This is a genomic window from Streptomyces sp. CA-142005 (assembly GCF_050942335.1).
Lineage (GTDB): Bacteria > Actinomycetota > Actinomycetes > Streptomycetales > Streptomycetaceae > Streptomyces.
In genome coordinates, this window is the sequence record NZ_CP192078.1 from 1,605,418 (window position 1) to 1,628,236 (window position 22,819).

26 protein-coding genes are annotated in these 22,819 nt (G+C 70.7%); 14 read left to right on the top strand and 12 right to left on the bottom strand.

Annotation, left to right across the window (positions count from 1 at the left end; translation table 11 throughout):
* Window positions 1-114: 114 nt before the first annotated feature.
* The gene (locus ACQPXS_RS07855) at window positions 115-810 is read left to right on the top strand and encodes a type 1 glutamine amidotransferase domain-containing protein (protein WP_433448274.1); all 696 of its coding nucleotides are present in this window, start codon (window positions 115-117) and stop codon (window positions 808-810) included.
* A 144-nt stretch (window positions 811-954) separates the two neighbouring features.
* Here ACQPXS_RS07855 and ACQPXS_RS07860 read toward each other — a convergent pair whose 3' ends face one another.
* A complete protein-coding gene (locus ACQPXS_RS07860; protein ID WP_433448276.1) occupies window positions 955-2,667 on the bottom strand; it encodes an MFS transporter in 1,713 nt (570 codons plus the stop codon).
* Window positions 2,668-2,905: 238 nt separating this feature from the next.
* Between ACQPXS_RS07860 and ACQPXS_RS07865 the strand changes: the two genes are divergently transcribed.
* Complete coding sequence (locus tag ACQPXS_RS07865; RefSeq protein WP_433448278.1) at window positions 2,906-3,865, top strand: phosphotriesterase family protein; 960 nt, start codon at window positions 2,906-2,908, stop codon at window positions 3,863-3,865.
* A gap of 48 nt (window positions 3,866-3,913) precedes the next feature.
* On the opposite strand, the gene ACQPXS_RS07870 is transcribed toward ACQPXS_RS07865, so the two are convergent.
* Complete coding sequence (locus ACQPXS_RS07870) at window positions 3,914-5,134, bottom strand: acyl-CoA dehydrogenase family protein (RefSeq protein WP_356308054.1); 1,221 nt, start codon at window positions 5,132-5,134, stop codon at window positions 3,914-3,916.
* Window positions 5,135-5,175: 41 nt separating this feature from the next.
* Window positions 5,176-5,823, bottom strand: coding sequence for an HAD family hydrolase (locus ACQPXS_RS07875; RefSeq protein WP_433448280.1), 648 nt, complete (start codon window positions 5,821-5,823; stop codon window positions 5,176-5,178).
* A gap of 138 nt (window positions 5,824-5,961) precedes the next feature.
* Between ACQPXS_RS07875 and ACQPXS_RS07880 the strand changes: the two genes are divergently transcribed.
* Complete coding sequence (locus ACQPXS_RS07880; RefSeq protein WP_433448282.1) at window positions 5,962-6,912, top strand: alpha/beta fold hydrolase; 951 nt, start codon at window positions 5,962-5,964, stop codon at window positions 6,910-6,912.
* An 84-nt stretch (window positions 6,913-6,996) separates the two neighbouring features.
* Window positions 6,997-7,647, top strand: a complete 651-nt coding sequence (locus tag ACQPXS_RS07885) for a TetR/AcrR family transcriptional regulator (protein ID WP_433448284.1) — start codon at window positions 6,997-6,999, stop codon at window positions 7,645-7,647.
* Window positions 7,648-7,696: 49 nt separating this feature from the next.
* Here the strand turns inward: ACQPXS_RS07885 and ACQPXS_RS07890 are convergent, their stop codons facing one another.
* A complete protein-coding gene (locus ACQPXS_RS07890) occupies window positions 7,697-8,173 on the bottom strand; it encodes a (2Fe-2S)-binding protein (protein WP_351804889.1) in 477 nt (158 codons plus the stop codon).
* A 9-nt stretch (window positions 8,174-8,182) separates the two neighbouring features.
* Window positions 8,183-10,501, bottom strand: coding sequence for a molybdopterin cofactor-binding domain-containing protein (locus tag ACQPXS_RS07895; RefSeq protein ID WP_433448287.1), 2,319 nt, complete (start codon window positions 10,499-10,501; stop codon window positions 8,183-8,185).
* Window positions 10,502-10,674: 173 nt separating this feature from the next.
* On the opposite strand from ACQPXS_RS07895, the gene ACQPXS_RS07900 reads away from it, so the two are divergent.
* Entirely contained in the window at window positions 10,675-11,889 is a 1,215-nt protein-coding gene (locus ACQPXS_RS07900) for a PucR family transcriptional regulator (RefSeq protein ID WP_433448289.1), read from the top strand.
* 75 nt (window positions 11,890-11,964) lie between these two features.
* Here the strand turns inward: ACQPXS_RS07900 and ACQPXS_RS07905 are convergent, their stop codons facing one another.
* Window positions 11,965-12,288, bottom strand: a complete 324-nt coding sequence (locus ACQPXS_RS07905) for a hypothetical protein (protein WP_433448291.1) — start codon at window positions 12,286-12,288, stop codon at window positions 11,965-11,967.
* Window positions 12,289-12,355: 67 nt separating this feature from the next.
* Here ACQPXS_RS07905 and ACQPXS_RS07910 point away from each other — a divergent pair, with 67 nt between their 5' ends.
* Both ACQPXS_RS07910 and ACQPXS_RS07915 read left to right on the top strand, forming a co-directional pair.
* A complete protein-coding gene (locus ACQPXS_RS07910) occupies window positions 12,356-13,087 on the top strand; it encodes a hypothetical protein (RefSeq protein ID WP_365326042.1) in 732 nt (243 codons plus the stop codon).
* A gap of 609 nt (window positions 13,088-13,696) precedes the next feature.
* Window positions 13,697-14,434, top strand: a complete 738-nt coding sequence (locus tag ACQPXS_RS07915; RefSeq protein ID WP_433448293.1) for a flavodoxin family protein — start codon at window positions 13,697-13,699, stop codon at window positions 14,432-14,434.
* A gap of 68 nt (window positions 14,435-14,502) precedes the next feature.
* Here the strand turns inward: ACQPXS_RS07915 and ACQPXS_RS07920 are convergent, their stop codons facing one another.
* The 4 genes from ACQPXS_RS07920 to ACQPXS_RS07935 all read right to left on the bottom strand — a co-directional run bounded on the left by ACQPXS_RS07920 (window position 14,503) and on the right by ACQPXS_RS07935 (window position 16,782).
* The gene (locus ACQPXS_RS07920; protein WP_433448295.1) at window positions 14,503-14,832 is read right to left on the bottom strand and encodes a TfoX/Sxy family protein; all 330 of its coding nucleotides are present in this window, start codon (window positions 14,830-14,832) and stop codon (window positions 14,503-14,505) included.
* A complete protein-coding gene (locus ACQPXS_RS07925) occupies window positions 14,832-15,290 on the bottom strand; it encodes an SRPBCC family protein (protein ID WP_433448297.1) in 459 nt (152 codons plus the stop codon). The genes ACQPXS_RS07920 and ACQPXS_RS07925 overlap by 1 nt, the downstream gene beginning before the upstream one ends.
* Before the next feature lie 80 nt (window positions 15,291-15,370).
* The gene (locus tag ACQPXS_RS07930) at window positions 15,371-15,988 is read right to left on the bottom strand and encodes a TetR/AcrR family transcriptional regulator (protein ID WP_433448299.1); all 618 of its coding nucleotides are present in this window, start codon (window positions 15,986-15,988) and stop codon (window positions 15,371-15,373) included.
* 80 nt (window positions 15,989-16,068) lie between these two features.
* Window positions 16,069-16,782 (bottom strand): SDR family NAD(P)-dependent oxidoreductase, encoded by a 714-nt coding sequence (locus ACQPXS_RS07935; protein ID WP_433448301.1) that lies wholly within the window; start codon window positions 16,780-16,782, stop codon window positions 16,069-16,071.
* A 243-nt stretch (window positions 16,783-17,025) separates the two neighbouring features.
* Here ACQPXS_RS07935 and ACQPXS_RS07940 point away from each other — a divergent pair, with 243 nt between their 5' ends.
* The 6 genes from ACQPXS_RS07940 (at window position 17,026) to ACQPXS_RS07965 (ending at window position 21,447) form a co-directional block, all read left to right on the top strand.
* Entirely contained in the window at window positions 17,026-17,949 is a 924-nt protein-coding gene (locus tag ACQPXS_RS07940; protein ID WP_433448303.1) for a LysR family transcriptional regulator, read from the top strand.
* The gene (locus tag ACQPXS_RS07945) at window positions 17,933-18,244 is read left to right on the top strand and encodes an aldo/keto reductase (RefSeq protein ID WP_433455752.1); all 312 of its coding nucleotides are present in this window, start codon (window positions 17,933-17,935) and stop codon (window positions 18,242-18,244) included. Before ACQPXS_RS07940 ends, ACQPXS_RS07945 begins: the two co-directional genes overlap by 17 nt.
* 400 nt (window positions 18,245-18,644) lie before the next feature.
* Window positions 18,645-19,829, top strand: coding sequence for a YbfB/YjiJ family MFS transporter (locus tag ACQPXS_RS07950; protein WP_433455754.1), 1,185 nt, complete (start codon window positions 18,645-18,647; stop codon window positions 19,827-19,829).
* A 151-nt stretch (window positions 19,830-19,980) separates the two neighbouring features.
* Window positions 19,981-20,592, top strand: a complete 612-nt coding sequence (gene wrbA, locus ACQPXS_RS07955; RefSeq protein WP_433455756.1) for an NAD(P)H:quinone oxidoreductase — start codon at window positions 19,981-19,983, stop codon at window positions 20,590-20,592.
* A gap of 116 nt (window positions 20,593-20,708) precedes the next feature.
* On the top strand, window positions 20,709-21,011 hold the full coding sequence (locus ACQPXS_RS07960; RefSeq protein WP_433448305.1) for a muconolactone Delta-isomerase family protein: 303 nt from the start codon (window positions 20,709-20,711) through the stop codon (window positions 21,009-21,011).
* A 64-nt stretch (window positions 21,012-21,075) separates the two neighbouring features.
* Window positions 21,076-21,447, top strand: a complete 372-nt coding sequence (locus ACQPXS_RS07965; RefSeq protein ID WP_433448307.1) for an SgcJ/EcaC family oxidoreductase — start codon at window positions 21,076-21,078, stop codon at window positions 21,445-21,447.
* Window positions 21,448-21,481: 34 nt separating this feature from the next.
* Here ACQPXS_RS07965 and ACQPXS_RS07970 read toward each other — a convergent pair whose 3' ends face one another.
* Both ACQPXS_RS07970 and ACQPXS_RS07975 read right to left on the bottom strand, forming a co-directional pair.
* The gene (locus ACQPXS_RS07970) at window positions 21,482-22,288 is read right to left on the bottom strand and encodes a hypothetical protein (protein WP_433448309.1); all 807 of its coding nucleotides are present in this window, start codon (window positions 22,286-22,288) and stop codon (window positions 21,482-21,484) included.
* On the bottom strand, window positions 22,192-22,584 hold the full coding sequence (locus tag ACQPXS_RS07975) for an aconitase family protein (RefSeq protein WP_433455758.1): 393 nt from the start codon (window positions 22,582-22,584) through the stop codon (window positions 22,192-22,194). Before ACQPXS_RS07975 ends, ACQPXS_RS07970 begins: the two co-directional genes overlap by 97 nt.
* Window positions 22,585-22,595: 11 nt before the next feature.
* On the opposite strand from ACQPXS_RS07975, the gene ACQPXS_RS07980 reads away from it, so the two are divergent.
* Window positions 22,596-22,721: a hypothetical protein gene (locus ACQPXS_RS07980; RefSeq protein WP_433448311.1), complete on the top strand. Its 126-nt coding sequence runs from the start codon at window positions 22,596-22,598 to the stop codon at window positions 22,719-22,721.
* The last annotated feature ends 98 nt before the right edge of the window (window positions 22,722-22,819 follow it).

Consider the following 22,819-nt stretch of genomic DNA (forward strand, 5'->3'; position numbering starts at 1 on the left):
ACTCCCAATGTAGCCATAGAAGTTCCAATGCCTGACATTGGAATGCTCATTGGAAACAAATGGCTGGGGGGCCTACGTTCGAGACCGATGTCAGCTCCTGACGAAAGAAGCACCATGTCGAAGATCCTCTTCGTGATGACCGGCGTCGACCACTGGACGCTGGCCGACGGCACCAAGCACCCCACCGGCTTCTGGGCCGAGGAGGCCGTCGCCCCGTACGAGGCGTTCAAGGCCGCCGGTCACGAGATCGTCGTCGCCACGCCCGGCGGTGTCGTTCCGGCCGTCGACCGCGGCAGCCTCGCCCCCGAGGTCAACGGCGGCCAGGAGGGCGCCGACCGGATCGCCGCCGTCCTCGCCTCCATGGCCGAGATCGAGAACCCGATCCGCCTGGAGGACGTCCGCCTGGACGACTACGACGCCGTCTTCTACCCCGGCGGCCACGGTCCCATGGAGGATCTCGCCGTCAACGCCACCTCGGGCGGGCTCCTGATCGACACCCTCGCCTCCGGCAAGCCGCTGGGCGTGGTCTGCCACGGCCCGGCCGCGCTGCTCGCCGCCGAGAAGAGCGACGGTTCCAACGCCTTCGCCGGTTACCGGGTGGCCGCGTTCACCAATGCCGAGGAGACGCAGGCGGGTCTGGCCGAGAGGGCCAAGTGGCTGCTGCAGACGCGGCTCGAAGAGGCGGGCGTCGACGTCCGGGCCGGCGAGCCGTGGGCGCCCAACGTGGTCGTCGACCGCAATCTGATCACCGGTCAGAACCCCGCCTCATCGGCCCCGCTCGCCGCCGAGCTGCTGAGGAAGCTGAGCTGAACCCGGGTCGTGTCCCGGTCAGGGGTCCAGCCCTACTCCGCGACCGGACACCACCCTGACCAGTCGTCCCGAGGCCGCCTGCGCCACGGGCGACGCGTGCGGACGACGAACCGCGCGCGACGCCCGTGCCGGGCGACGCCTCCCTCATTCCATCCGCATGCCCGGGCTTTCCAGCAGTGCCAGTTCCCGTTCGACGGACCGCCGGTGTTCCTCGGCGTCCTGCCGTGCCCGTCTCGGGCTCCAGCGTCCGTGCATGAGGAACATCAGCGGCAGGAAGACGGCCTGGCCACCGACGCACACCCACCACCAGGTCTGCCACTGCCCGGGACCCTCGTCCGCCGCCTGCGCGACCTCGGCTCCGTGCAGGCGGAGCGTGCGCAGCGCGGGCCGGGCCTCGCTCACCAGCGCCAGGTCCGCGGCGCCCACCTCCTTCAGGGCCCGTGCCTGGAGACCGGCGGGAATCTCACCCGCGGGGTACTTCTCCAGTTCGGCGAAGAGGGCGGGATGCGCGCTGATCACGCGCCGCGCGGGTGCCGCCGCGCCGGCGGCGGCCTGCACCTCGGCGCCGTGTTCCACGAGCGGGGTCACCGAGGTGACCACCACGGGAACACACGCGGCCGAGACGGTCACCACGACCCGCAGGAGCCATGCCCAGACCGCGAGTCCCGTCGCCGTAGCCGCCGGATTGCGCCGTTCCACCGTCTCCGTGAAGCTCGCCATCCACGGGGCGTAGGTGAGTCCCGCGCACACGCCGATGCCGACGAACAGCGCGGCGAAGTGGTAGTAGCCGGTGTCCTTGTCCGTCGCGGCGAGGGCGAACAGCGAGGTCACCACGATCGACCCGACCGCCCCGACGAGCATGAACGGCTTGCGTACGCCGAGCTTGTCGGAGAGCAGGCCGACGAGCACCAGTGCTATCGCGTTGCTGGCCCAGTACCAGTTCGCGAGGGCGTTGGCCCGCTGCTCGGTGTAGCCGAAGACGGTCGAGTAGTAGATGACCAGGTTGCCGACCGCGGAGTAGTAGAGGAGCAGGTAGACGCTGATCGCGAACGCCGACCCGACGACGTCCGGACGCAGCATCTGCCGCCAGTGCCCAGCCTGGCCGGGTGTCGCCTGCTGCCGGCGCGCCCGCGCCTCGATCAGCGCGCGGTCGCGCACGCTCACCATGAGCTGGTCCCGCAGCCGCGGGGAGAGTTCGCGCAGTCCGAACAGGGCGAGCAGGAACACGGCGAGCGTGGCGAGACCCGCGAACCGCAACTGGTCGCGCCAGGACGTGGAGTCGAGGGTCGCGCTGGTGACGACGGTGACCACGAGGGAGCCGACCACCGGACCCATCGTCCAGAAACCCATCGCGCCGGCCCGGCCGAGCTGGGGTGAGAAGTCCCTGATCAGTGCCGGGGTCGCCACCAGCACCAAGCCCTCGACGAAGTAGATCCCCTCGAACATGGCCAGATAGATGCCCTTGTCCGGGGCGTGCGGCAGCGCGAGCATCAGGGCGCCGACCACCAGAAGGCCGTAGACGACGAGATTGGCTCGGCCCCACCGGTCGGCCAGGCCGGCCACGAGTGAGGCGACGGCTCCCACGGCGTTGCCGATGACGGACATCCACACGAAGTAGAGGAAGCTCATGTGGAATTCGGCCATGATCGACGTGCCGACGCCGTACTGGATGTACAGCGCGTAGTAGAGGACGATCGTCGACAGGACGACGATCGCGAGGCAGCTGTACCGGGCCAGGGGCGCCGGGTAGGCGGGAAGTTGGCGGCGCCACAGGCGTCTCAGGGCGGCGCTCGATCGGGCCTGTGCGGAATCAGGTGTGGTGGCGGACTCGTCCGTGGCGGACGGAATCGTGCTCATGACGGCTCCAAGGTGTCGGTGGGTCGTGTCGCCCGTTCTTGCACCAGGGCAGCGAGCATCTGCGGATGCGGAGCGCGCGGGGCACCGCCTCGTCACACGGCTCCGCCCGCTCGGCTGTCGACGGTATTCGAAGGTGAATCCACCTTCAATATCCGTGCCGCGATCCTTGACGGCCTGTTCCGGCGGCGGCACGCTCGGCTCATCCTGAACCCGACGTCAACACCGGAAGGGCGGATCGATGACGGAGGTCTGGACGGTCCGGGGCCCGGTCGACGCCGGCGAGCTCGGCAACGTCCTCGTCCACGAGCATGTCGTGGTGGTGGGCGAGGAGTTCCGGCAGAACTACGCGGACTGGGACGAGCAGGCGGTCGTCGACGCCGCGGTCGCCCAGCTGACCGAACTCAAGGGGCTGGGCATCGACACCATCCTCGATCCGACGGTGCTGGGCCTCGGGCGGTACATCCCCCGGATCCAGAAGATCGCCGCCCGCACGGACCTCAACATCGTCCCGGCGACCGGGCTCTACACCTACAACGACGTCCCGTTCCAGTTCCACAACACCGGACCGGGGCTGATGTTCGACATGCCGGACCCTTTGGTGGACCTGTTCGTCAAGGATCTCACCGAGGGCATCGCGGACACCGGTGTGCGGGCGGCGTTCCTCAAGCGCGCCATCGAGGAGCCGGGCCTCACGCCCGGGGTCGAGCGGGTGATGCGGGCGGTGGGCCGGGGGTCCGTGCGCACGGGCGCGCCGATCACCGTGTACACCAACGCGCACACCGAGTCCGGTCTTGTCGCGCAGCGTGTCCTCGCCGAGGAAGGCGTGGATCTGACCCGGGTCGTCATCGGTCACGCCGGGGATTCCACCGACCTCGACCACCTGATGCGGCTCGCCGATGCCGGCTCCTTCCTCGGTATGGACCGGTTCGGCGTCGAGGCGGTGCTGTCCACCGAGGAGCGCGTCGACACCATCGTCGAGCTGGTGCGTCGCGGCTACACCGACCGGATCATCATCTCGCACGACGCCGCGTGCCACATCGACTGGTTCGGCGCCGTGGACCGCGCCGCGCTCGCTCCGCGGTGGAACTTCCGGCACATCAGCGAGGACGTCCTGCAGGCCCTGCTGGCGAAGGGTGTGTCGAAGGACGACGTCGACACCATTCTCCGCGTCGACCCGCGCCGGTACTTCGAGGGCTGAGGGCTGCGTCGCGAGCGCCCACAGCCCTCGGAAGGACACGTCCTCAGCTCACCTCGGGCCTCGCTCGGCCTCGCGACGGCGCAGTTCCCGGTGGGCGATGGTCCGCTTGTGGACCTCGTCGGGGCCGTCCGCCAGGCGCAGGGTGCGCAGGTGGGCGTACATGCTGGCCAGGGGGAAGTCGTCGGAGACGCCGGCTCCCCCGTGGACCTGGATGGCACGGTCGACGACCCTGAGGGCGATGTCCGGTGCGGCCACCTTGATGGCGGCGATCTCCGTCCGCGCCTCCTTGTTGCCCACGGTGTCCATCAGATGGGCCGCCTGGAGGGTGAGCAGCCGGGCCATGTCGATCTCGATACGGGCCTCGGCGATCCAGTCCTGGATGTTGGCCCGCTCGGCGAGCGGGGCCCCGAACGTCGTGCGCTGCTGGGCCCGGTCGATCATCAGGTCCAGCGCCCGCTCGGCCATGCCGATGGTGCGCATGCAGTGGTGGATGCGCCCGGGACCCAGCCGGGCCTGACTGATCATGAAGCCGTCGCCCTCGCGGGCGAGCAGGGCCGTGGAGGGTACCCGCACGTTCTCGAAGAGGACCTCGCCGTGGCCTTCCCGGTCCTGGTAGCCGAACACGGGCAGGTTGCGCACGACGGTGACGCCGGGGGTGTCCAGCGGCACGACCATCATGCTCTGCTGACGGTGGCTGGGCGCGTCCGGGTCGGTCTTGCCCATGACGATGAGGACCTTGCAGTTCTTGTGCAGGACGTTGGAGGTCCACCACTTGCGTCCGTCGAGGATGTAGTCGTCGCCGTCGCGCCGCATGCGCAGCTGGATGTTGCGTGCGTCGGAACTGGCGACGGCCGGTTCGGTCATCGCGAACGCGGAGGCGATCTCGCCGGCGAGCAGCGGCCTGAGCCACCTCTCCTTGTGCTCCTCGGTGCCGAAGAGCGTGAGCACCTCCATGTTCCCGGTGTCCGGGGCGTTGCAGTTGGTGGCCTCCGGCGCCAGGTGCGGGCTGCGGCCCATGATCTCGGCCAGCGGGGCGTACTCGAGGTTGGTCAGGCCCGGTCCCCACTCGGGATGCGGGTGGAAGAGGTTCCACAGGCCCTGCTTCCTGGCCTCGGCCTTCAGCTCCTCCAGGACGGGAGGATGGAAGTGCGGATCACCCGACTGCGCCATCTGCGTCTCGTAGACGGGCTCTGCGGGGTAGATGTGCTCGTCCATGAAGGCGAGCAGCTTCTCCTGGTAGGCCTTGGCCCTGTCGGTCGCCTGGAACACGGTTTCACCTCGGTGGGCTCGTGGTGGTCACGGAAGGAAGGTCACCGCGTCTGCGCGGACGGGCGCAGTACGGACTTCAGCGCCGCGGCGGTCGCTTCGGCGTCCGTGTGCACGATCCCCGCGAGACCCGCGCGTTCGGCGGCGTTGACGTTCTGCTCCAGGTCGTCCACCATCACCGCGTCCGGCGGGCGGACGCCCAGCCGTTCGCAGGCGATCTCGTAGGCCCGGCGCGAGGGTTTGCGGACGCCTGTCTCCCCCGAGACGGTGACGGCGTCGAACATGGCCGGCAGGTCGAAACCGGCGTAGCAGTCGTCGCCGAGCGAGTTGGACAGCAGCCCGACGCGATACCCGGCGCCTCTCACCCGCGCCACCAGCTCGACCATGGCGCGGTCGGGCCGCATCGCGCCCTGGATCCGGCCTACGATGCCCGGCTCGGCAGGGTCGATCGCCACTCCGTGGGCCCGGAGCCGCTCGGCGAAGCCCCGCTCGAACTCCAGCTCGCCGATCCGGCCCTCCTCGTGCGCCACGAGCAGGGCGCCGCTCGCCCTGTCCCCGGCCAGGAGCCGCAGCGGCAGCCGTGGATCACAGCCCAGGTCGGCCCCCAGCCGCTCGAAGGCTGCGAGCACGCTGGTGGTGAGCACCCCTCCGAAGTCGAACAGGACGGCGGTGCGGGTCCCGGACGGCGCCATGTGACCTCCTCGTCCCGTCGATGTGTGGGGCCACAACCCTGTATATTTGAATCCAACGTCAAGTTCAATACTTTCAAGTCCCGGCTGAGCAGGCCCGTTCGGCTCGAAGGGATCAGCCGATTGGCGGTGTGCTGGCACATGACGACGAAGGCTTCACTCGCGGACTGGGAGCGCCTCGAGCCGCGTGATGTCGCGACGAACGGCATCACCCTGCGCGTCTTCGAGCACGGCGAGCCCAGGCCCGGCACACCGCCCGTCGTGCTGTGCCACGGCTTCCCCGAGCTGGCCTTCTCCTGGCGCCATCAGGTCTTCGCACTGGCCGAGGCCGGATACCGGGTCCTCGCGCCCGACATGCGCGGCTACGGGGGAAGCTCACGGCCGCAGGACGCGGAGGCCTACGACGTGGTGAACCTGTGCGCCGACCTCGCGGGTCTCCTGGACGACGTGGGTGCCGAGGACGCAATCTTCGTGGGACACGACTGGGGGGCGAACGTCGTCTGGCACATGGCCTGGCTGCACCCCGAACGGGTGCGCGCCGTCGCCGGCATGAGCGTCCCCGCCACCCCGCGCTCCCCCGTCCCGCCGCTGCCCGTCCTCCGTTCGCGTCTGGGCGACGACTTCTACCTGGTGTGGTTCCAGGAGCCCGGAGTCGCGGACCGGGCGCTGGCGCGGAACGTCCGCAGGACCCTCGTCGCACGGGAGGTCTACTCCGCCGAGTGGGCGTCCCGCGACGAGGCGGAACTCGCGCCGCCGCCGTGGCTCGGCGAGGACGAACTGGCCTACTATGTCGAGACGTTCGAGGAGACCGGCTTCACGGGCGGCCTCAACTACTACCGCTCCATGGACCGCAACTGGGCACTGACCCGCGAACTGGCGGGCCGCCCCATCACGCGGCCGTCCTTCTTCCTCACCGGCTCCCGGGATCCCGTCGCCAGGTTCATGCCCGCCGACAGCCTGGGGACGGTCCTCACCGACCTGCGTGAGCACGTCGTGCTGGAGGGCGCCGGTCACTGGGTCCAGCAGGAGCGGCCCGAGGAGGTCAACGCGGCGCTGCTCCGCTTCCTGGGATCCCTCGGCCCGGGAGAGTGAGGCGGCTGCCGGGGCCGATCCGCCCGGCGGCGACTATCATCGGCTGCCACCTGCACGTGTGCGAACGACGGCGAATGGACTGCATTGGTTTCCCAGGCCCCGGCTCATGACGGCTCCCGGCAACCGCTCGCCCCGCGCAGCCGGCGGGGCGAGCGTACGCGCAGCGCGCTCATCGCCGCGGCGCGCGAGGTCTTCGAGCGCGACGGCTATCTCGACGCCCGGATCACCGACATCACCGCGGCCGCCCATGTCGCGTCCGGCTCGTTCTACACCTACTTCAACGACAAAGAGGACGTCTTCCGGGCGCTCGTGGAGATCGTGCAGGAGGAGATGCTCCACCCGCACCTGCGCGAGCGCACCGGCATCACGGACACCCGGCAGCTCATCGACGCGGCCAACCGCGACTATCTGCGCTCCTACAAGAAGAACGCGCGCCTGATGGCCCTGTTCGAGCAGGTCGCCCACATCGACGACAACTTCCGGGCGCTGCGCATCGAGCGCGGCAACGCCTTCGCGCGCCGCAACGCCAAGATGATCCGCGCCCTGCAGGACAACGGCGAGGCCGACCCCACGCTCGATCCGCTGGTGACGGCCCACGCCCTGTCCGGCATGGTGAGCCGCATGGCCTACAGCGTGTTCGTGCTCGGGCAGCGGATCCCCTTCGAACGGCTGGTGACCACGCTCAACAAGATCTGGGAGAACGCACTCCAGCTGAAGCCCGCCGGCCCCCAATAGGCCCGCCGCTCCCTGGCGCCGGTAGCCCGGCGAGAGACGGCACGGCGCCTCAGTACTTCTTGGCACCGGCCGTGATCGCCTGCCGTATGCGGTGGTAGGTGCCGCACCGGCAGACGTTGCGGATCTCGTCGAGGTCGGCCTCGGTGATCTCCCGGCCCTCCTCGCGGGCCTGGCGGACCTTGGCGACGGCGGTCATGATCTGACCGGGCTGGCAGTAGCCGCACTGGGCGACGTCGTACTCCAGCCAGGCCTCCTGCATGGGGTGCAGGTCCTCGCCGACCGTGCCGGGCAGGCCCTCGATGGTGGTGATCTCGTCATCGCTGCCGATGTCCTTCACCGGCACCGAACACGGGTTGAACGCCTTGCCGTTGATGTGGCTGGTGCAGGCCTGGCAGACGCCCAGCCCGCAGCCGTACTTGGGTCCGGTGACGCCGAGGACGTCTCTGAGCACCCACAGCAGCCGGACGTCGTCCTCGATGTCGACGGTCACCCGCTTGCCGTTGAGGATGAAGGTGTGTTCGGGCACGGGGGTCTCCTAGAAGGCGCGGTCGAGGCCGTCGGTGGGGGAAGCGGGGATCGGCGGCGTGGTGGGCAGCGGCTCGAAGCCGAGCGGTCCGCCGTGATTGAGCGGGAAGCTCGTCGGCATGGTGCCGGTGGCGCGGCCGTAGGCGCAGGCCACGCCGGCGGCCGCACCCGCCACGGCCAGTTCGCCCGCACCGCCGGGCTGCCCGGTGGTCGGCGGCATGACGACGATCTCCAGCTCGGGCGGGGTGTTCCACTGCCGGGTGTAGAAGTAGTTGTCCCAGCTTCCTTCCAGGAAGTGGCCGTGGTCGAGATGGAGGCCGGAGCTGAGAGTGATCGCGATGCCGTCCATGATGCCGCCCATCATCTGCGCCTCGAGACCTCGCGGGTTGACCGCCAGACCCACGTCGACGGCGCACACGACCTTGGTCACGCGGGGACCGGTGTAGGCGTCGCGGACCGTGCGGCCGGTGGTCTGCGGGCGGCAGTCGATCTCGGCGAGGACGGCGACGCAGGCGTGGTACTCGGGATGCAGCGCGATGCCCTGCGCCGTCCCGGCGGGCATGGCCCGGCCCCAGTTCCCGGCGTCGGCCACCTTGTCGAGGACGGCCCGCGCCCGCTCGTCCCTGAGGAAGTCCCGGCGGAACCGGTAGGGGTCCTTGCCCATCCGCTTGGCCAGCTCGTCCACGACCAGCTCCTGCGCACAGCGGACGTTGGGCGAGTAGATGTTGCGCATCGAGCCGGTGTTGAAGCCCTTGTCGGTCTCGCCCAGCACCTGGGTGACGACACCGAAGTCGTACGGGGTCTGCTGACTGAGCGCGAAGATCGTCTCGGAGAAGGTGAGATCGCCGACGGGCAGCCGCGCGGCCTGCGCGGTGATGATCTCGCCGACGCCGTGGCCGAAGTCGGTGGCGACGGAGGTGTGCCGCTGGTCGTAGGTGAGCACCTGGCCGAGCGCGTAGGTGGCGCGCACCCGCGAGGTGGCCATCGGGTGCGTGCGGCCCTGCCGGAAGTCGTCGGTGCGGTGCCACATGAGCTTGACCGGCTTGCCCATCGCCTTGGAGATCTCGGCGGCCTCGGCGGCGGCGTCGTGGAAGAGTTTCCGCCCGAAGGAGCCGCCGCCCTCGGTGACGTGGACCCGCACCGCGGAGGTAGGCAGCCCCAGCTTCAGCGCGATCTGTTCCTGGGCGGTGATCGGGGACTTCAGGCTCCCCCAGATCTCGGCCGAGTCCGCTCGTACGTCGGCGATGGCGCAGTTGGTCTCCAGTGCGCTGTTGCTCGCGAAGTGGAAGGTGAACCGGGCGTCCACCGACTTCGTCAGCAAGCCCAGGGCTGGAAGCGGGAGTTCGGCCTCGCGGAGTTCGTCGCGGACGGTGTCGTCGCTGTGTGCGTCGGCCGTTCCGGGGCCCCAGGTGACCTTCAGCGCGCGCACAGCGTCGATGCACTGGCCGAACGTACGGCCGCGGACGGCGACTCCGGTGGAGACGGCCACGACGTCCGTGATGCCGGGCATGGCCCGCACCTCGGCCGGGTTGTCCACCGAGCGCACGGTGCCGTTGATCGTCGGCGGCCGGCACACCATCGTCGGCAGGGCGTCGGGGATGTGCAGGTCCATGGCGAACTTCTTGCGTCCGGTCACCGCGTCCCGCGCGTCGATGCGCCGCTGCGCGGTGCCGATGATCTCGAACTCCGTGGCCTCCTTGAGGGCGACCGACACCTGGCTGGACGTCACCGCTGCCGCCTTTTCCGCGAGGTCACCGTAGGTGAGACTGCGTCCGGTGGCCGAGGAGGTGATGACCCCGGCCTTGGCGGTCAGGGTGCCCAGTGCCTCCCCCAGCTCCAGGGCCGCCGCCCGCAACAGCCGGCCCCGGGCCACCGCGGCAGCGACCCGGATCGGTGTGAACGTCGAGATCGTGGTGTTGGAGCCACCGGTGAGCTGGTTGAACAGCAGCTCCGGCCGCGCGTCCGCGAGCGTGACCCGGACCCGCTCCAGCGGCAGGTCCAGTTCCTCGGCGATCAGCATGGCGCTGGACGTCGTGATGCCCTGCCCGACCTCCGCCCGGGGCAGCGCGAAGGAGGCCGTGCCGTCGCCGTCGATCCGGATCGTGATCAGGTTGGCCGTCGGCAGTGCCGCATCGGTGAGCATGTCGTTGAGGTCGTAGATCTCCGCGGGGCCCGGCACGGAGGGGACGACGGCCGCCGCCTCCTCGGGCGCGAGCACGGCCTCACCGAGTTCGGCGGCCACGGTCAGGGTCGAGGCGGCCAGCACGTACCCGAGGAATCTCCGGCGTCCCATCCCGGCCGTACCGGGTGCGTGCCCCCAGTTGTCCATGCGATCTCCTTCGATCCGCCACGACTTGTGCACATGCCCGATCCGTGTGAGCACGGTGAGACACGCCGCCGGTGATTCCACCGCTCGGAACCGGTTTCGGCCATAGGCAGGGGGCGGGAAAAGGCGACGCCGGACTGTGCCGGTGCACAGTCCCGCCGGACTACACTGCGCGCGTGACGACGCAGCCGATGGCCGCCGACCGGGTCGTCGAACTGGTCGGCCGCCTGCTGACCGAGGTGGACCGGCTCGCGGAGGACCTCACCGACGAGATCCTCGGAGGCGAGCACTCGTACGCCGGGAGCACGCTGCTCGTCCGGGACCAGTTGCGCGCCGTGGTGCGCGACAACCTGACCACGATGTTCGCGGCACTGCAGGGGCGGCCCACGACGCTTCAGGCGCCCCGCGCCGCCGGACGGCTGAAGGCGGCACAGGGCATCCCGCTGGCCGCACTGCTGCACGCCTACCGGCTGGCCGGCCGTTTCGTCTGGGACCGGCTGCTCGCGACCGCCGTGGACGAGGAAAGCACCGTCCAGCTGCTGCACATGGCCTCCGACATCTGGGCGGCCGTCGACGACTACTCCAGCGCGGCCGCCGAGGCATACCGGGCCGCCGTCGAGGAACAGTCGCGTCGCGACACCACGGCCCGGAGCATGATGCTCACCACCCTGCTGGACGGCAGGGCCGGTACCAGCGCGAGCGCCTGGGAGATCGCGCGGGTCCTGGACCTCGACCGGCAGGGCCCCTTCCTGGTGGTCTGCGCCGAGGTCCACGACGGGGTCGAGCCCCTGCCCAGCGTGCGAAGCCGGCTGGGTGCCGCTGGAATCGGCTCCGAGTGGATCCAGCCGATAGGGGCCTGGGTGGGCCTGCTGTCCCTCCCCAACGAGCAGGCCGTCGCACATGCGGTCGACCGGCTGTCCGACATCGCGCTGTCCCGGGTCGGGGTCAGCCGCGCCTTCACCTCGCCCGTGAACGCCCCGGCTGCCTGGCGGCAGGCCCAACTCGCCGTGCAGTGCCTGCCGCACGGCACGGGCGGCACCCATCTCTACGGCAGCGCGCCGGTGTCGCTCCTGGCGGCCGCCGCCCCCGACATGGCGCAGGAGGTCGCCCGTGCGGTCCTCGGCCGGCTTCTCGCCCTGCCCCGGCAGGAACAGGCGACCCTGCTGGACACCCTGCACGCCTGGTTCGCCTGCGGCGGGTCGACGACGGCGGCGGCCGGCCGGCTGCACTGCCACCGCAACACGGTCCTGTACCGCCTCAACCGCATCGCCGAGCTGACCGGCCGCCGCACCACCGACGCGGAGGCCTCGGCCGAGCTGTACATCGCCCTCGAGGCCGTACGCCTGAGTGGCAGGCCGGGCTCGTTCGACAGGCACGGCACGCCGGACTGAGCCCGGCGTTCCGCACCACGCACGCGCGGACGACGAGCGGCCCGGTGCCGTCGGCGGCGCGGGCCTGGTGGGCCGTCACAGGATGCGGGGACGTACCGGACGGGCCGTCGCTGCCGCGTCGTACAGGGCGAGTTCCTCGGTCGGGCCGTGCGCCACGACGGAACCCACGCTGCCGCGCCAGTCGGTGGTGCGGTCCACGGCCTGGCCGCGGGAGCGGGACGGGAACAGCCGGGCGAGCCCGGGTGGCCGGCCGAGGTGGTCCTCCGACATGCTCCGCAGGGGTGTGAGGGGTGCGTCGAGCAGAGCGGGACGCCACCCGAGCGCCATGAGGATGAAGGCGTGGCACAGGTCGCCCAGGTCGCCCGAGCGCTGAGGAAGAAGGCCCGCCCCTCCCGCCACGCGAAAAGGAAGTGCGCGCCTTCGGGCCGGTCAGGTACGTTCCTGCCTGTTCGAAGGGGGACCCGAAGTGGCGAAGTTGAACCAGATCATCGCTGTCGAGAAGGGTGTCAAGAGCAAGTCGCTCCAGGACATCACCGCAGCGCACCACAAGGTGCAGAAGCCGGCACTGCTGGCCGGTATCTCGCGTACGTACCAGCCGAAGGACGAGGAGGGCGAGCAGCTGCCGCCGGAGTCCACGCGGGTACAGGTGCAGGCGGAGGACGTGCTGCGGGAGATGTCCGCGTCGCTCACCCGGCTCTTCGACGTGACCGCCACCAAGGACTGGGCGAACTGCACGGCCCGCGCGGACGTCACGGTCGACGGCCGGACGATCCTCACCGACGTCCCGGTCAGCTATCTCCTCTTCCTGGAGAAGCAGCTCACCGACCTGCACACGTTCGTCAGGAAGCTCCCCACGCTCGACGCCGCCGAGTCCTGGTCGCACGACCCGTCCACGGACTGGTGGAAGACGGACGCGGTGCGCACGATCCGCACCAAGAAGGTGCCGCGCAACCATGTCAAGGCGGAGGCCACCGACAAGCACCCGGCGCAGGTCGAGGTGTACTACGAGGACGTGCCCATCGGGTACTGGACGACCGTGAAGTTCTCCGGAGCGCTCCCGGCGCGGCGGGTGAACGAGCTGGTGGAGCGCGTCGAGAAGCTCCAGCAGGCGGTGAAGTTCGCCCGCGAGGAGGCCAACGGCGCCGAGGTCACCGACCAGCGGGTCGGCGACGCGGTGTTCGGCTACCTGCTCGGCTGACGCCGGCCACGGGTAGCATCCACGATCGCCCCCGCGTGCGAGCGCGGGGGTGCGCAACAGGCGCGGGCCGGATTGAGGCCTGGTCCGCGTGATGAGCGCAAGCTGACACTGAAGTTCAGCCTGAAGACACGGTGACAGTGAAGGTTCGAGTCCTTCCCCCGGCACAGTACGTGCGACGAGCCGGGGTAGCCCAACATGGCAGAGGCAGCCGCGGTCAATCTCAGACTCTCGCTCCAGTCTCAGCATCGCCGCCGATCGCCGGATCGACCGAGGCCGGGCTGACGCCGTCGGATGCGAGTTCGAATCTCGCCTGCAGCTCTGACGTGCTGCGGTAGTTCAAAGGAAGAACACGACGGCATGATGACTGATCCGTCCTCTTAAACGCCGCCGGCGTGCGCAATTGGGTGGCAACCCCAGGGGCCCGGGAGCTGGATACGACTCCCGGGCCCCGCCACGTTCCCCGGTGCGGCCTGCTCCGTACTCTCGGCCCGTGGTCGCCGGGGCCATTCGGAGGCGTTGTGGTGGCGGCCGCCACGGCGGGCCCGCACGCTGAGGGAGGTTGGACGAGTCGCCGCGCACGGGACGGCGGCAAGGCTCTGGGAGGACCGTGTGACCGCTTCGTCGCCCGCCACCGAGACACCGCCTGCCCGGTACGACGACCTGCGGGCCCTGGTGATCAACTGCACCCTCAAACGCTCGCCGGAGACCAGCAACACCCAGGGCCTGATCGAGCGCAGCACCGCCCTCATGGACGCGCAAGGGGTGCACGTCGACGTCGTACGCGCGGTGGACCATGCCATCGCCACGGGGGTCTGGCCCGACATGCGGGAGCACGGCTGGGAGACGGACGCCTGGCCGGAGCTGTACCGGCAGGTCATGGCGGCCGACATCCTGGTGCTCGCCGGACCCATCTGGCTCGGCGACAACAGCTCCGTGATGAAGCAGGTGATCGAACGCCTCTATGCGTGCTCCAGCCTGCTCAACGAGGCGGGCCAGTACGCGTACTACGGCCGCGTCGGCGGCTGTCTGATCACCGGCAACGAGGACGGCGTCAAGCACTGCGCCATGAACGTCCTCTACAGCCTGCAGCACCTGGGTTACACCATCCCTCCCCAGGCGGACGCCGGATGGATCGGCGAGGCGGGCCCCGGCCCCTCCTATCTCGACCCCGGCTCGGGCGGCCCGGAGAACGACTTCACCAACCGCAACACCACCTTCATGACCTGGAATCTGCTCCACCTCGCCCGTGCCTTGAAGGACCTGGGCGGCATTCCCGCCTACGGCAACCAGCGCACCGCATGGGACGCCGGCTGCCGACGCGACTACGAGAACCCCGAGCACCGGTAGGGGTACCCCTGCCCCGGTGATCCAGCGAGCGGCCGGTCCGTCCGCGGATCCCCCGCGATGGCGTGCCTCTACTTCGGCGGCAGACTCGCCGCGAACGCGTGGCCCTCGCCGATCCACCGGCCGAGCACCTCGTCCTCCGCGACAGCGGAGCCCGCGACCACGACCCAGCCGCGCATGGGGCGGCCGGTCATGTCGAAGTTCCGCGCGCCCGGCCGGGCCAGAGCCGCGTCCATGGCTTCGGGGCCGACCCGGACGATGAGGTCGTCGCCGGTCACGCCGACGGCCATGTTGCCGCGGTGGAGGAACCCGATGCCACCGAACATCCGCTTCTCGGTGATCCCGGGGTCCGTAACCAGCCGCTCCCGGATGCGCTCGGCCAGCCCTTCGTCGTACGCCATCACGCGTCCCCTTCCCGTCCGGTGAGCCGGCGCTCGAGATCGCGCAGGTCCTTCGTGAGGCTGGCCCGGACCTGGCGGGCGAGCAGGGGAGCCGCGAGACGGAAGAGGCCGCCGGGTCCTCCTCGGACACGGATGCGGGCCAGGGTGCCGCGCGAGTGGGGCTCGAAGGAGTAGGTGACATGCATGGGCATCGGGCCGGCGACGGAGGTCATGTCGAGCAGCCGCGGCGGCTCATAGGCGGCCACGCGCAGGACATAGTGGATGCGCCGGGTGAGGAAGTACGCCGTACGCGTGACCTCGGCGCCCACGCCGAAGCCACCGCCGTCCGCCGGCCGGGTCAGCTCGGCCGTGCGGATCCCCTGGGTCCACTCGGCGTCGTGGCGCCAGTCCATGGCGTAGGCGGCCACCTGCCCGGGCGGTAGCGGGATCACACGCCGTACCGTCACATCGATGGCCACGGAGCCAGGATCCCAGCCGCCGCCCGCGGACGCGCGCCGATGGGACATTCCACCTGCGGCTTCCTCGCCGTTGGATGCGGTCAGGGACCGACAGCGGCCTTGTCCGCGCGCGCGGAGAGCAGCGACAGGCAGTTCTCCCACAGGGCTTGCAGGTGATGGGTGTTGTTGTAGAGCTTGGCGAACAGCACCTGCCCCTCCAGCTGGGCGACGATCGACCGGGCGGCCTCATGGGTGTCGCCGACGGTGACCTCCCCACGCTCCCGGGCCTCGGCGATGACCTTCTCGACCATCTCGACCTGGGCGCCGAAGATCTGCTGGAGGCGCTCGCGGATGGGCTCGGTCTGGTTGCTCAGCTCCAGGGTGAGGTTACCGAACATGCATCCGGAGACGGTTCCGCAGCTCTGCTGCCCCGCCCGCAGGCCGGCCTCGGTCTCCTCGAACAGCCGGCGCAGCCGCGACAGGGGCTCCCCCTCGCCGCTCAGCACCCGGGCCCAGTCGCTGCGCTGGGCCTCCCAGTGCTCGTCGAGGACGGCCAGGGCGAGGGACTCCTTGGACTCGAAGAAGTAGTAGAAGCTCCCCTTGGGCACGCCGGCGGTCTTGCAGATCTCGGCGACACCCAGCGCCGAGTAGCCACGCAGCTCGATGAGCGACTGCGCGGCGGTGAGAATCTTCTCCCTCGCATCACTGGTGCGTCCCATGACGGCAAGTGTACGACCGGTCGTCTAGCCCGGTGCGCCGCGGTCCCCGGGCGCCTGGTACGGCGCCCGGGGACGACGCATCAGTGGCCGGCGTTCTGGCCGCCGTCGACGTGGAGGATCTCTCCGGTGACGAACGGCGCGTTCTCGAGGTAGACGACCGCGTCGACGATGTCTCCGATCTCGCCCATCCGCCCCATCGGGTGCAGAGCGGCGAGCGTCTCGTGGAACCCCTCCTCGTGCATGGGGGTCTTGATGATGCCGAGGGCGACGGCGTTGCTGCGGACGCCTCGGGTGGCGTACTCGATGGCCAGGGACTTGGTGGCGGACTGCAGGCCGCCCTTGGTGAGGGAGGCCAGGACCGAGGGGACCGCGGAGTAGGCGTGGTCGACCAGGCTGGTGGTGATCTGGACGACGTGGCCGCCGCCCTGGCGGAGCATCTGCTCGATCGCGAGCTGGGTGATCCGGAAGAACCCGGTCAGGTTCACGCCGGTGACGGCGTCGTAGTCCTCCTGCGTGTACTCGGTGAACGGCTTGGCGACGAAGATGCCGGCGTTGTTGACCAGGCTGTCGATGCGGCCGAAGCGCTCGAGCCCGGCGGCGATGACACGCTCGGCGGTCGCCGGGTCGGCGATGTCGCCCTGAACGGTGAGGACGTTCGGGTCCTCGGAGGCGGCGATGCCGCGCGAGGTGGCGACGACGGCGTAGCCGAGCTTGCGGTAGGCATCCACCAGCCCGGCGCCTATGCCCTGCGACGCACCGGTGATGACAACGACCTTCTGAGCGGAAACGCTCATCATGACCTTCTTTGCGAGTGATTGGCGGGACCGGCTCTCTCGGCCGGTCGTCACAGTGAACCAGTAGACCGGTCGGCTATCTTCCGGGGCGCTTCCGGCCGCGGATCCCACGCCAGGCGCCCGACCTGCGATGGGAGCCCGCGCCTCTCAGGTGGGAGGAAACTTGTCCGTACCGCTCGGGCTCCAGAGGAGGCTCGGGCAGCCAAGGCGCACTGGTAGGTTCGTCCTCTCAGCGCGCGTAGCATGGCGAGGGTGGAATTGCGCCAGTTGCGGTATTTCGTCGCGGTCGCCGAGGAGCTGAACTTCGGTCGGGCCGCAGGCCGACTCCTGATCGCGGGTCCGTCCCTGTCCCAGCAGATCAAGGCGCTGGAACGCGACCTCGGGCTGCGCCTGTTCGACCGGGACCGCCGCTCGGTCGCCCTCACACCGGCCGGAGCAGCGCTCCTCCCGCACGCCCGCGCCCTTCTGGACAGCGCCGACGACCTGCGCCGGCGGGCGGCGAGGATGGCCGGCTCGGCGCCGGTCCGGCTCGGTTACGTCAGCTGGCTGCCCCCGGACCTCACCGCGCGGGCCTCGGCCGCGGCACATGTGCATGTCGACCCCTGGGTCGCGCCCTCGCACACGCAGGCCGCCCGGGTCGCGGAGGGCAGCCTCGACCTCGCGGTGTGCTGGGTTCGCCGCGAAGACCTGGACGCGAAGGACCTGAGTTCCCGGCTCATCGGCGCCGACCGCCTGTACGCGGTCTCCGTCGGCCAGGAGGCGGATGAGGTCCGCGCCCGGGACATCACCGTCCTTCTGGACAGCGACACCACCACATGGCCCTCCTGGAACGCCTACGCCCAGCAGTTCGTCCACGACACCGGCGCTCACGCGGCGCACATCTCCGACGGTGGCGTCACAGGGCCGGCGTTCTTCGATCATGTGCGCCGATCGCGCCGGCCGATTCTCAACTCGCCGAAGGGCCAGTCCACTCCGCTGCCGCCCGGACTGGTCGCGCGCCCCGTGGTCGGGCCCAAGGTCTACTGGACCTGGTCCCTGGTGTGGCGGCGCAGCGAGGCGCGTACGGCCGTACTGAACACCGTCGAAGCGCTCACGGACGGCGTCGGCGACCTCGGCATCCACGGCCCCGACGCCTGGCTTCCGGACGACGATCCGTACAAGCGGTGAGCCTGAGGCGCCGACGTGCACTGGGAGTCCGCGCCTCTCACAGCGGGGAAACAGGTCTCAGCCCAGGCGCTCTTGGCCTTTGAAGGTCCGCGAGGTCGCCGACCGCATCGGGGGCAGCGCGGCGCAGGTCGCCCTGGGCCGGCTCGTCGCCCAGGGCGAGCACGTGGTGCCCATCCCCGGCACCAAGACTCCGAAGTACCTCGTGGACAACGCCGCCGGCGCCGACGTCCGGCTCTCCGCGGCCGACCTCGCCGACCTCGACGCCATCCCGGCCCCCGTCGGCGCCCGCTACTGACCGCCGACACCAACCGGCACATCCCCACCACGAGGGCGCGGCATCCTGCCGCGCCCCGGGAGCTGTCCGGCGCGTCGGCCCCGCCGAAGGCTCCGGCCCCCCTGGGAGGCTCAGGCTCCCAGCACGGAGGAAGCCGGTCCTGGAGTCCGCCCAGGCGGTGGGCGCAGTCTGGGCCCATGGGAAACCGACGGCGCGTCAACACGAGGACGCGGGCAGCGGCCCGCAGTCGGTGACCGCCTCGCGTGACTTCGCCCCGCCGTTCCGAGCAATGCATCGAGCATCCCCCGAGGTTGACCGCATGACCGCAACACCGCCGCGAGACCCGGCCGCCACCGCGGGAGGCGCGACCGGTTCGCCCTGGGGCCACGTCGTGCGGGCCGCGGCCGCGCTGGCGACGGGCATGGGGGTGGGCCGCTTCGTCTACACCCCGATCCTCCCGCTGATGCACGCACAGGCCGGGCTGTCGGCCGGGGCAGGGGCGAACCTGGCCACCGCCAACTACGTGGGATACCTGGTGGGCGCTCTCGCCGGAACCTTCCTGCCGCGGCTGGTGCGTTCCGCGGCCGTGCTGCGCGGCAGCCTGCTGGCGCTGGTCGCCTCGCTGGCCGCCATGCCGCTGGCGCACTCCACCACCCTGTGGGTGCTGCTCAGGCTGGGTGCAGGAGTCTTCAGCGCGCTGATCTTCGTCATCGCGGCCAGTTCGCTGCTCAGCCATCTGCGCCACCACCCGGCCCACCTGCCCGGTTGGGCGTTCGGCGGAGTCGGGGCCGGGATCGCCCTGTCGGGCCTGCTCGTCCTGGTGCTGCGTACGGTCGGCACCTGGCGGGCCGCGTGGTGGGCCTCCGCAGCCCTGGCCGCGACACTCACCCTGGTCGCCTGGGGCCTGCGACCCGAGCCCGCCCCCGGGCCGGCTCCGTCCACGGCGGGAACGCGGGGGAACAGGGCCGGGCCGCGCACCCATCGCTGGTTCAGCACCCTGTTCGCGTCCTACACGTTGGAGGGCATCGGCTACATCATCGCCGGCACCTTCCTGGTCGCGGCCATCGAGCAGACCTCGCCCGGCTGGATCGGCAGCGGCGCCTGGGTGCTGGTGGGCCTGGCGGCCGTTCCGTCCTCGGCGCTGTGGGCCGCTCTGGGACGCCGATGGTCCCGCCCCGACCTGCTGCTCGCCGCGCTCGGCGTGCAGGCCGTGGGCATCGCCCTGCCCGCGCTGATGGGCGGGGTCGCGGCCGCACTGATCTCCGCGGTGCTCTTCGGGTCGACCTTCATCGGCGTGAGCACACTGGCCCTCGCGGCCGGCGCGCACCTGCGGTTCCCGCGCGCCGTGGCCCTGCTGACCGCCGGATACTCGGTCGGCCAGATCCTCGGCCCCCTGGTCGCCGCCCCCTTGCTCCACCGCGGCTACCACCAGGCCCTGATCCTGGCCGCCGCCGTCGTCCTGACCGCCGCGCTCGCCGCCCTGGTGCTCCGCATCGGATTCCCGCACCACATGCCGGCGCAGGGTCACGCGGCCCGGCGCCCGGACCCCGCCGCCGGCCGCCGGCTGGACTCCCCCGACGCCGCCGAAGCCCGGGCGGCCGAGTGACCGACGGCTATTCGTTCGCCCGCAGAAGCCCAACGAAAATGCACACCCATGCCGATCATCTGTAGCCGAAACTAGCCGACCGGTCTACTATTCACGGACCGGTCGTGCTGACGACCGCCTCTACAGACACCCCATGAACCGGAGAACCCCCATGGCCACCCCCATCAACCTCGCCGTCGTCTACTACTCGGCCACCGGCACGATCACCGAGATCGCCAAGGAGCTCCGCGACGCGGGCGTCAAGGCCGGCGCCGAGGTCCGCCTGCTCAAGGTCGCCGAGCTCGCCCCTCAGGCGGCCATCGACTCCAACCCCGCGTGGGCCGCCAACCATGCCGCCACCGCTGACATCCCCGAGGCCACCCCCGAGGACATCGAGTGGGCCGACGCCGTACTCTTCGGCACCCCCACTCGCTTCGGCAACGTCTCCTCCCAGCTCAAGCAGTTCATCGACACCCTCGGCGGCCTCTGGGTCCAGGGCAAGCTGGCCGACAAGGTCTACAGCGGTTTCGTCTCCAGCGCCACCGCCCACGCGGGCCAGGAGTCGACCCTGCTGGCCCTCTACAACTCCATCCACCACTTCGGCGGCATCACCGTCAGCCCCGGCTTCACCGACCCCGCCAAGTTCACCGACGGCAACCCTTACGGCACCTCGCACGTCGACGCCCAGGGCAACAACCCCGTGGACGACACCACCCGCACCGCCGCCCGCATCCAGGCCGAGCGCGCCGTCAAGATCGCCGCTTCCCTCAAGGCCGCAGCCTGATCAACCCGCTCGACGCAGGCCTGTCGGGGCCGCCCCGGTGGCCCCGACGGGCAGCGTCACCGCCCTCGGCGGCGCGGTGCCCCGTCCCGCCCACAGAATTGAGAGAGGAAAGAACCATGAACGAGTTCCTGGTCGAGCTCACCACCACCGTGCCCGAGGGCACGGACCCCGCCGAGGCCGGCCGGCGCCGCGCCGCCGAGGCGGTCCGGGCGAAGGAGCTCGCCTCCGCGGGCCACTTGGTCCGGCTCTGGCGCCCGGCGGGCGAACTCCGCAGCATCGGTGTCTGGCGCGCCGACGACGAGGCGGACCTGCACGAGAAGGTCCTCGGAACCCTGCCCCTGTGGCCCTGGATGACCGCGGTGGTCACCGCCCTGCAGCCGCACCCCAACGACCCGGGCCCGACCGGCCGCACCGCCTGATCCGGCGAGGCAACGCTCACCGACGGGTGCCGCCCGTGCGGCCCCTTCACGAGAGGAGACACTGATGAACAGCACAGCAGCGCGGGAAGACGTCCTGAGTGGCGTCATGAACCGGTGGAAGTCCGCGGTCGACGCACACGACCCTGAGCGGGTCGCCTCCTGTTTCACCGAGGACGCCGTCTTCCAGGGCCTTCATCCCTACAGCCTCGGCCGTCAGGGGGTCGCCGAGTACTACGACTCCCAGCCTCTCGGCATGCGGGCGGACTACCAGGTACTGGAGACACGGCAGTTGGCCGAGGACGTCCTGCTCGGTTACCTGGATGTGGACTTCTCGTTCACCGACCGGCCGGCCATCAGGGTCAATCTCGGTGTGGTCCTCAGGCGCGCCGACGGGCAATGGCACATCGCCCATTACCAGGTCTCGAAGCTGAACTGACGGGGCGTCGTCACCACCCGGTTCAGCGCGCCGGTCACCGACCGCCGCTCCGACGCCGCCGCATCCATGCGCTGGCACCCCCGGCCATCAGCACGTCGGCCTGGCGCGGCGAAAGGTCGTGGCGGGCGGTGAAAGGGTCGCCGTCGCACTCCACCGTGACCTCGCCCGAACCGTCGCGCAGCGCCGCGTGCAGACCCGACACACGCAGTACGGAGTCGCGCTGGAAGCGGGCCCGGTCGGCGGGGTCGGCGAAGACCAGGGGCAGGACGCCGTAGTTGACGAGGTCGGCGCGGTGGATGCGGGCGATGGATTGGGCCGGCGCCAGGTGCAGGCCGAGGTGGCGCGCGGCCAGGGCGGCCTGTTCACGGCTGGAGCCCTGGCCGTGGTTGCGGCCGCCGACCACGGCGTGGGGGCCGGTGTCACGGGTGCGGTCGGTGCAGGAGTCGTCCAGGCGGCTGAAGGTGTGGCTGCTCATGCCGTCGAGGCTGGTCCAGAGCGACAGCGCTTCGGCGCCTGCGGGCATGATCTCGTCGGTGGAGACGTCGTCGCCGGCCGAGACGAGGACGAGCAGCTCCATCTCGTCCTCCAGGGGGTCGAAGTCCGGCAGCGGGGTGTGGGCCGGGCCCTTGACCAGGGGGGTCGGCTCGCCGTCGGGCGGGGGTTGCAGGAGGCCGTCGTAGCAGGACGGGGCGTCGGGCTCCGTGATGCGGGGGTAGGGCATGTCCAGCGTGCGTGGATCGGTGATCACGCCGGTGAGGGCGGAGGCAGCCGCCGTCTCGGGGCTGCACAGGTAGACCTGGTCCTCGCCGCCGCCGGAGCGGCCGGGGAAGTTGCGCGGCACCGTGCGCAGGCTGCGGCGGCCGGTCGCGGGGCCTGCCCCATCCCGATGCAGCCGTTGCAGCCGGGCGGGTGGAGACGGGCGCCGGCGTTCACCAACGCCGACAGTCCGCCCCCGGCGATGAGTTGGGCCAGCGCCTGCCGGGAAGCCGGATTGACGTCGAAGGACACGTCGTCGGCGATGCGGCGGCCCCGGACGATCTCGGCGGCGACGGCGTGGTCGCGGTAGCCGGGGTTGGCCGAGGAACCGACGTAGGACTGGTGGATCCGCGCACCCGCCGCAACATGCTGACGCTCCAGGTCCCTGGTTCATGTCGGTCGCGACGGACACGCGCACCGTCGCCGAGGGCGCCACGGTCGTCGTCGAGTTCGCGACCCTCGGCGACGACGGCTCCACCGGGGAGATCCACAGCGACCGGGGCCCCGCCCCTTGGTGAGCACGGTGCGGCACCCTGTGTGGCAACCGCCCTTGTAACGACACCTGTTGCCGTCGCGGGCCGACGGCCGGTCCACCACGCGGCCGGCCGATGACGTG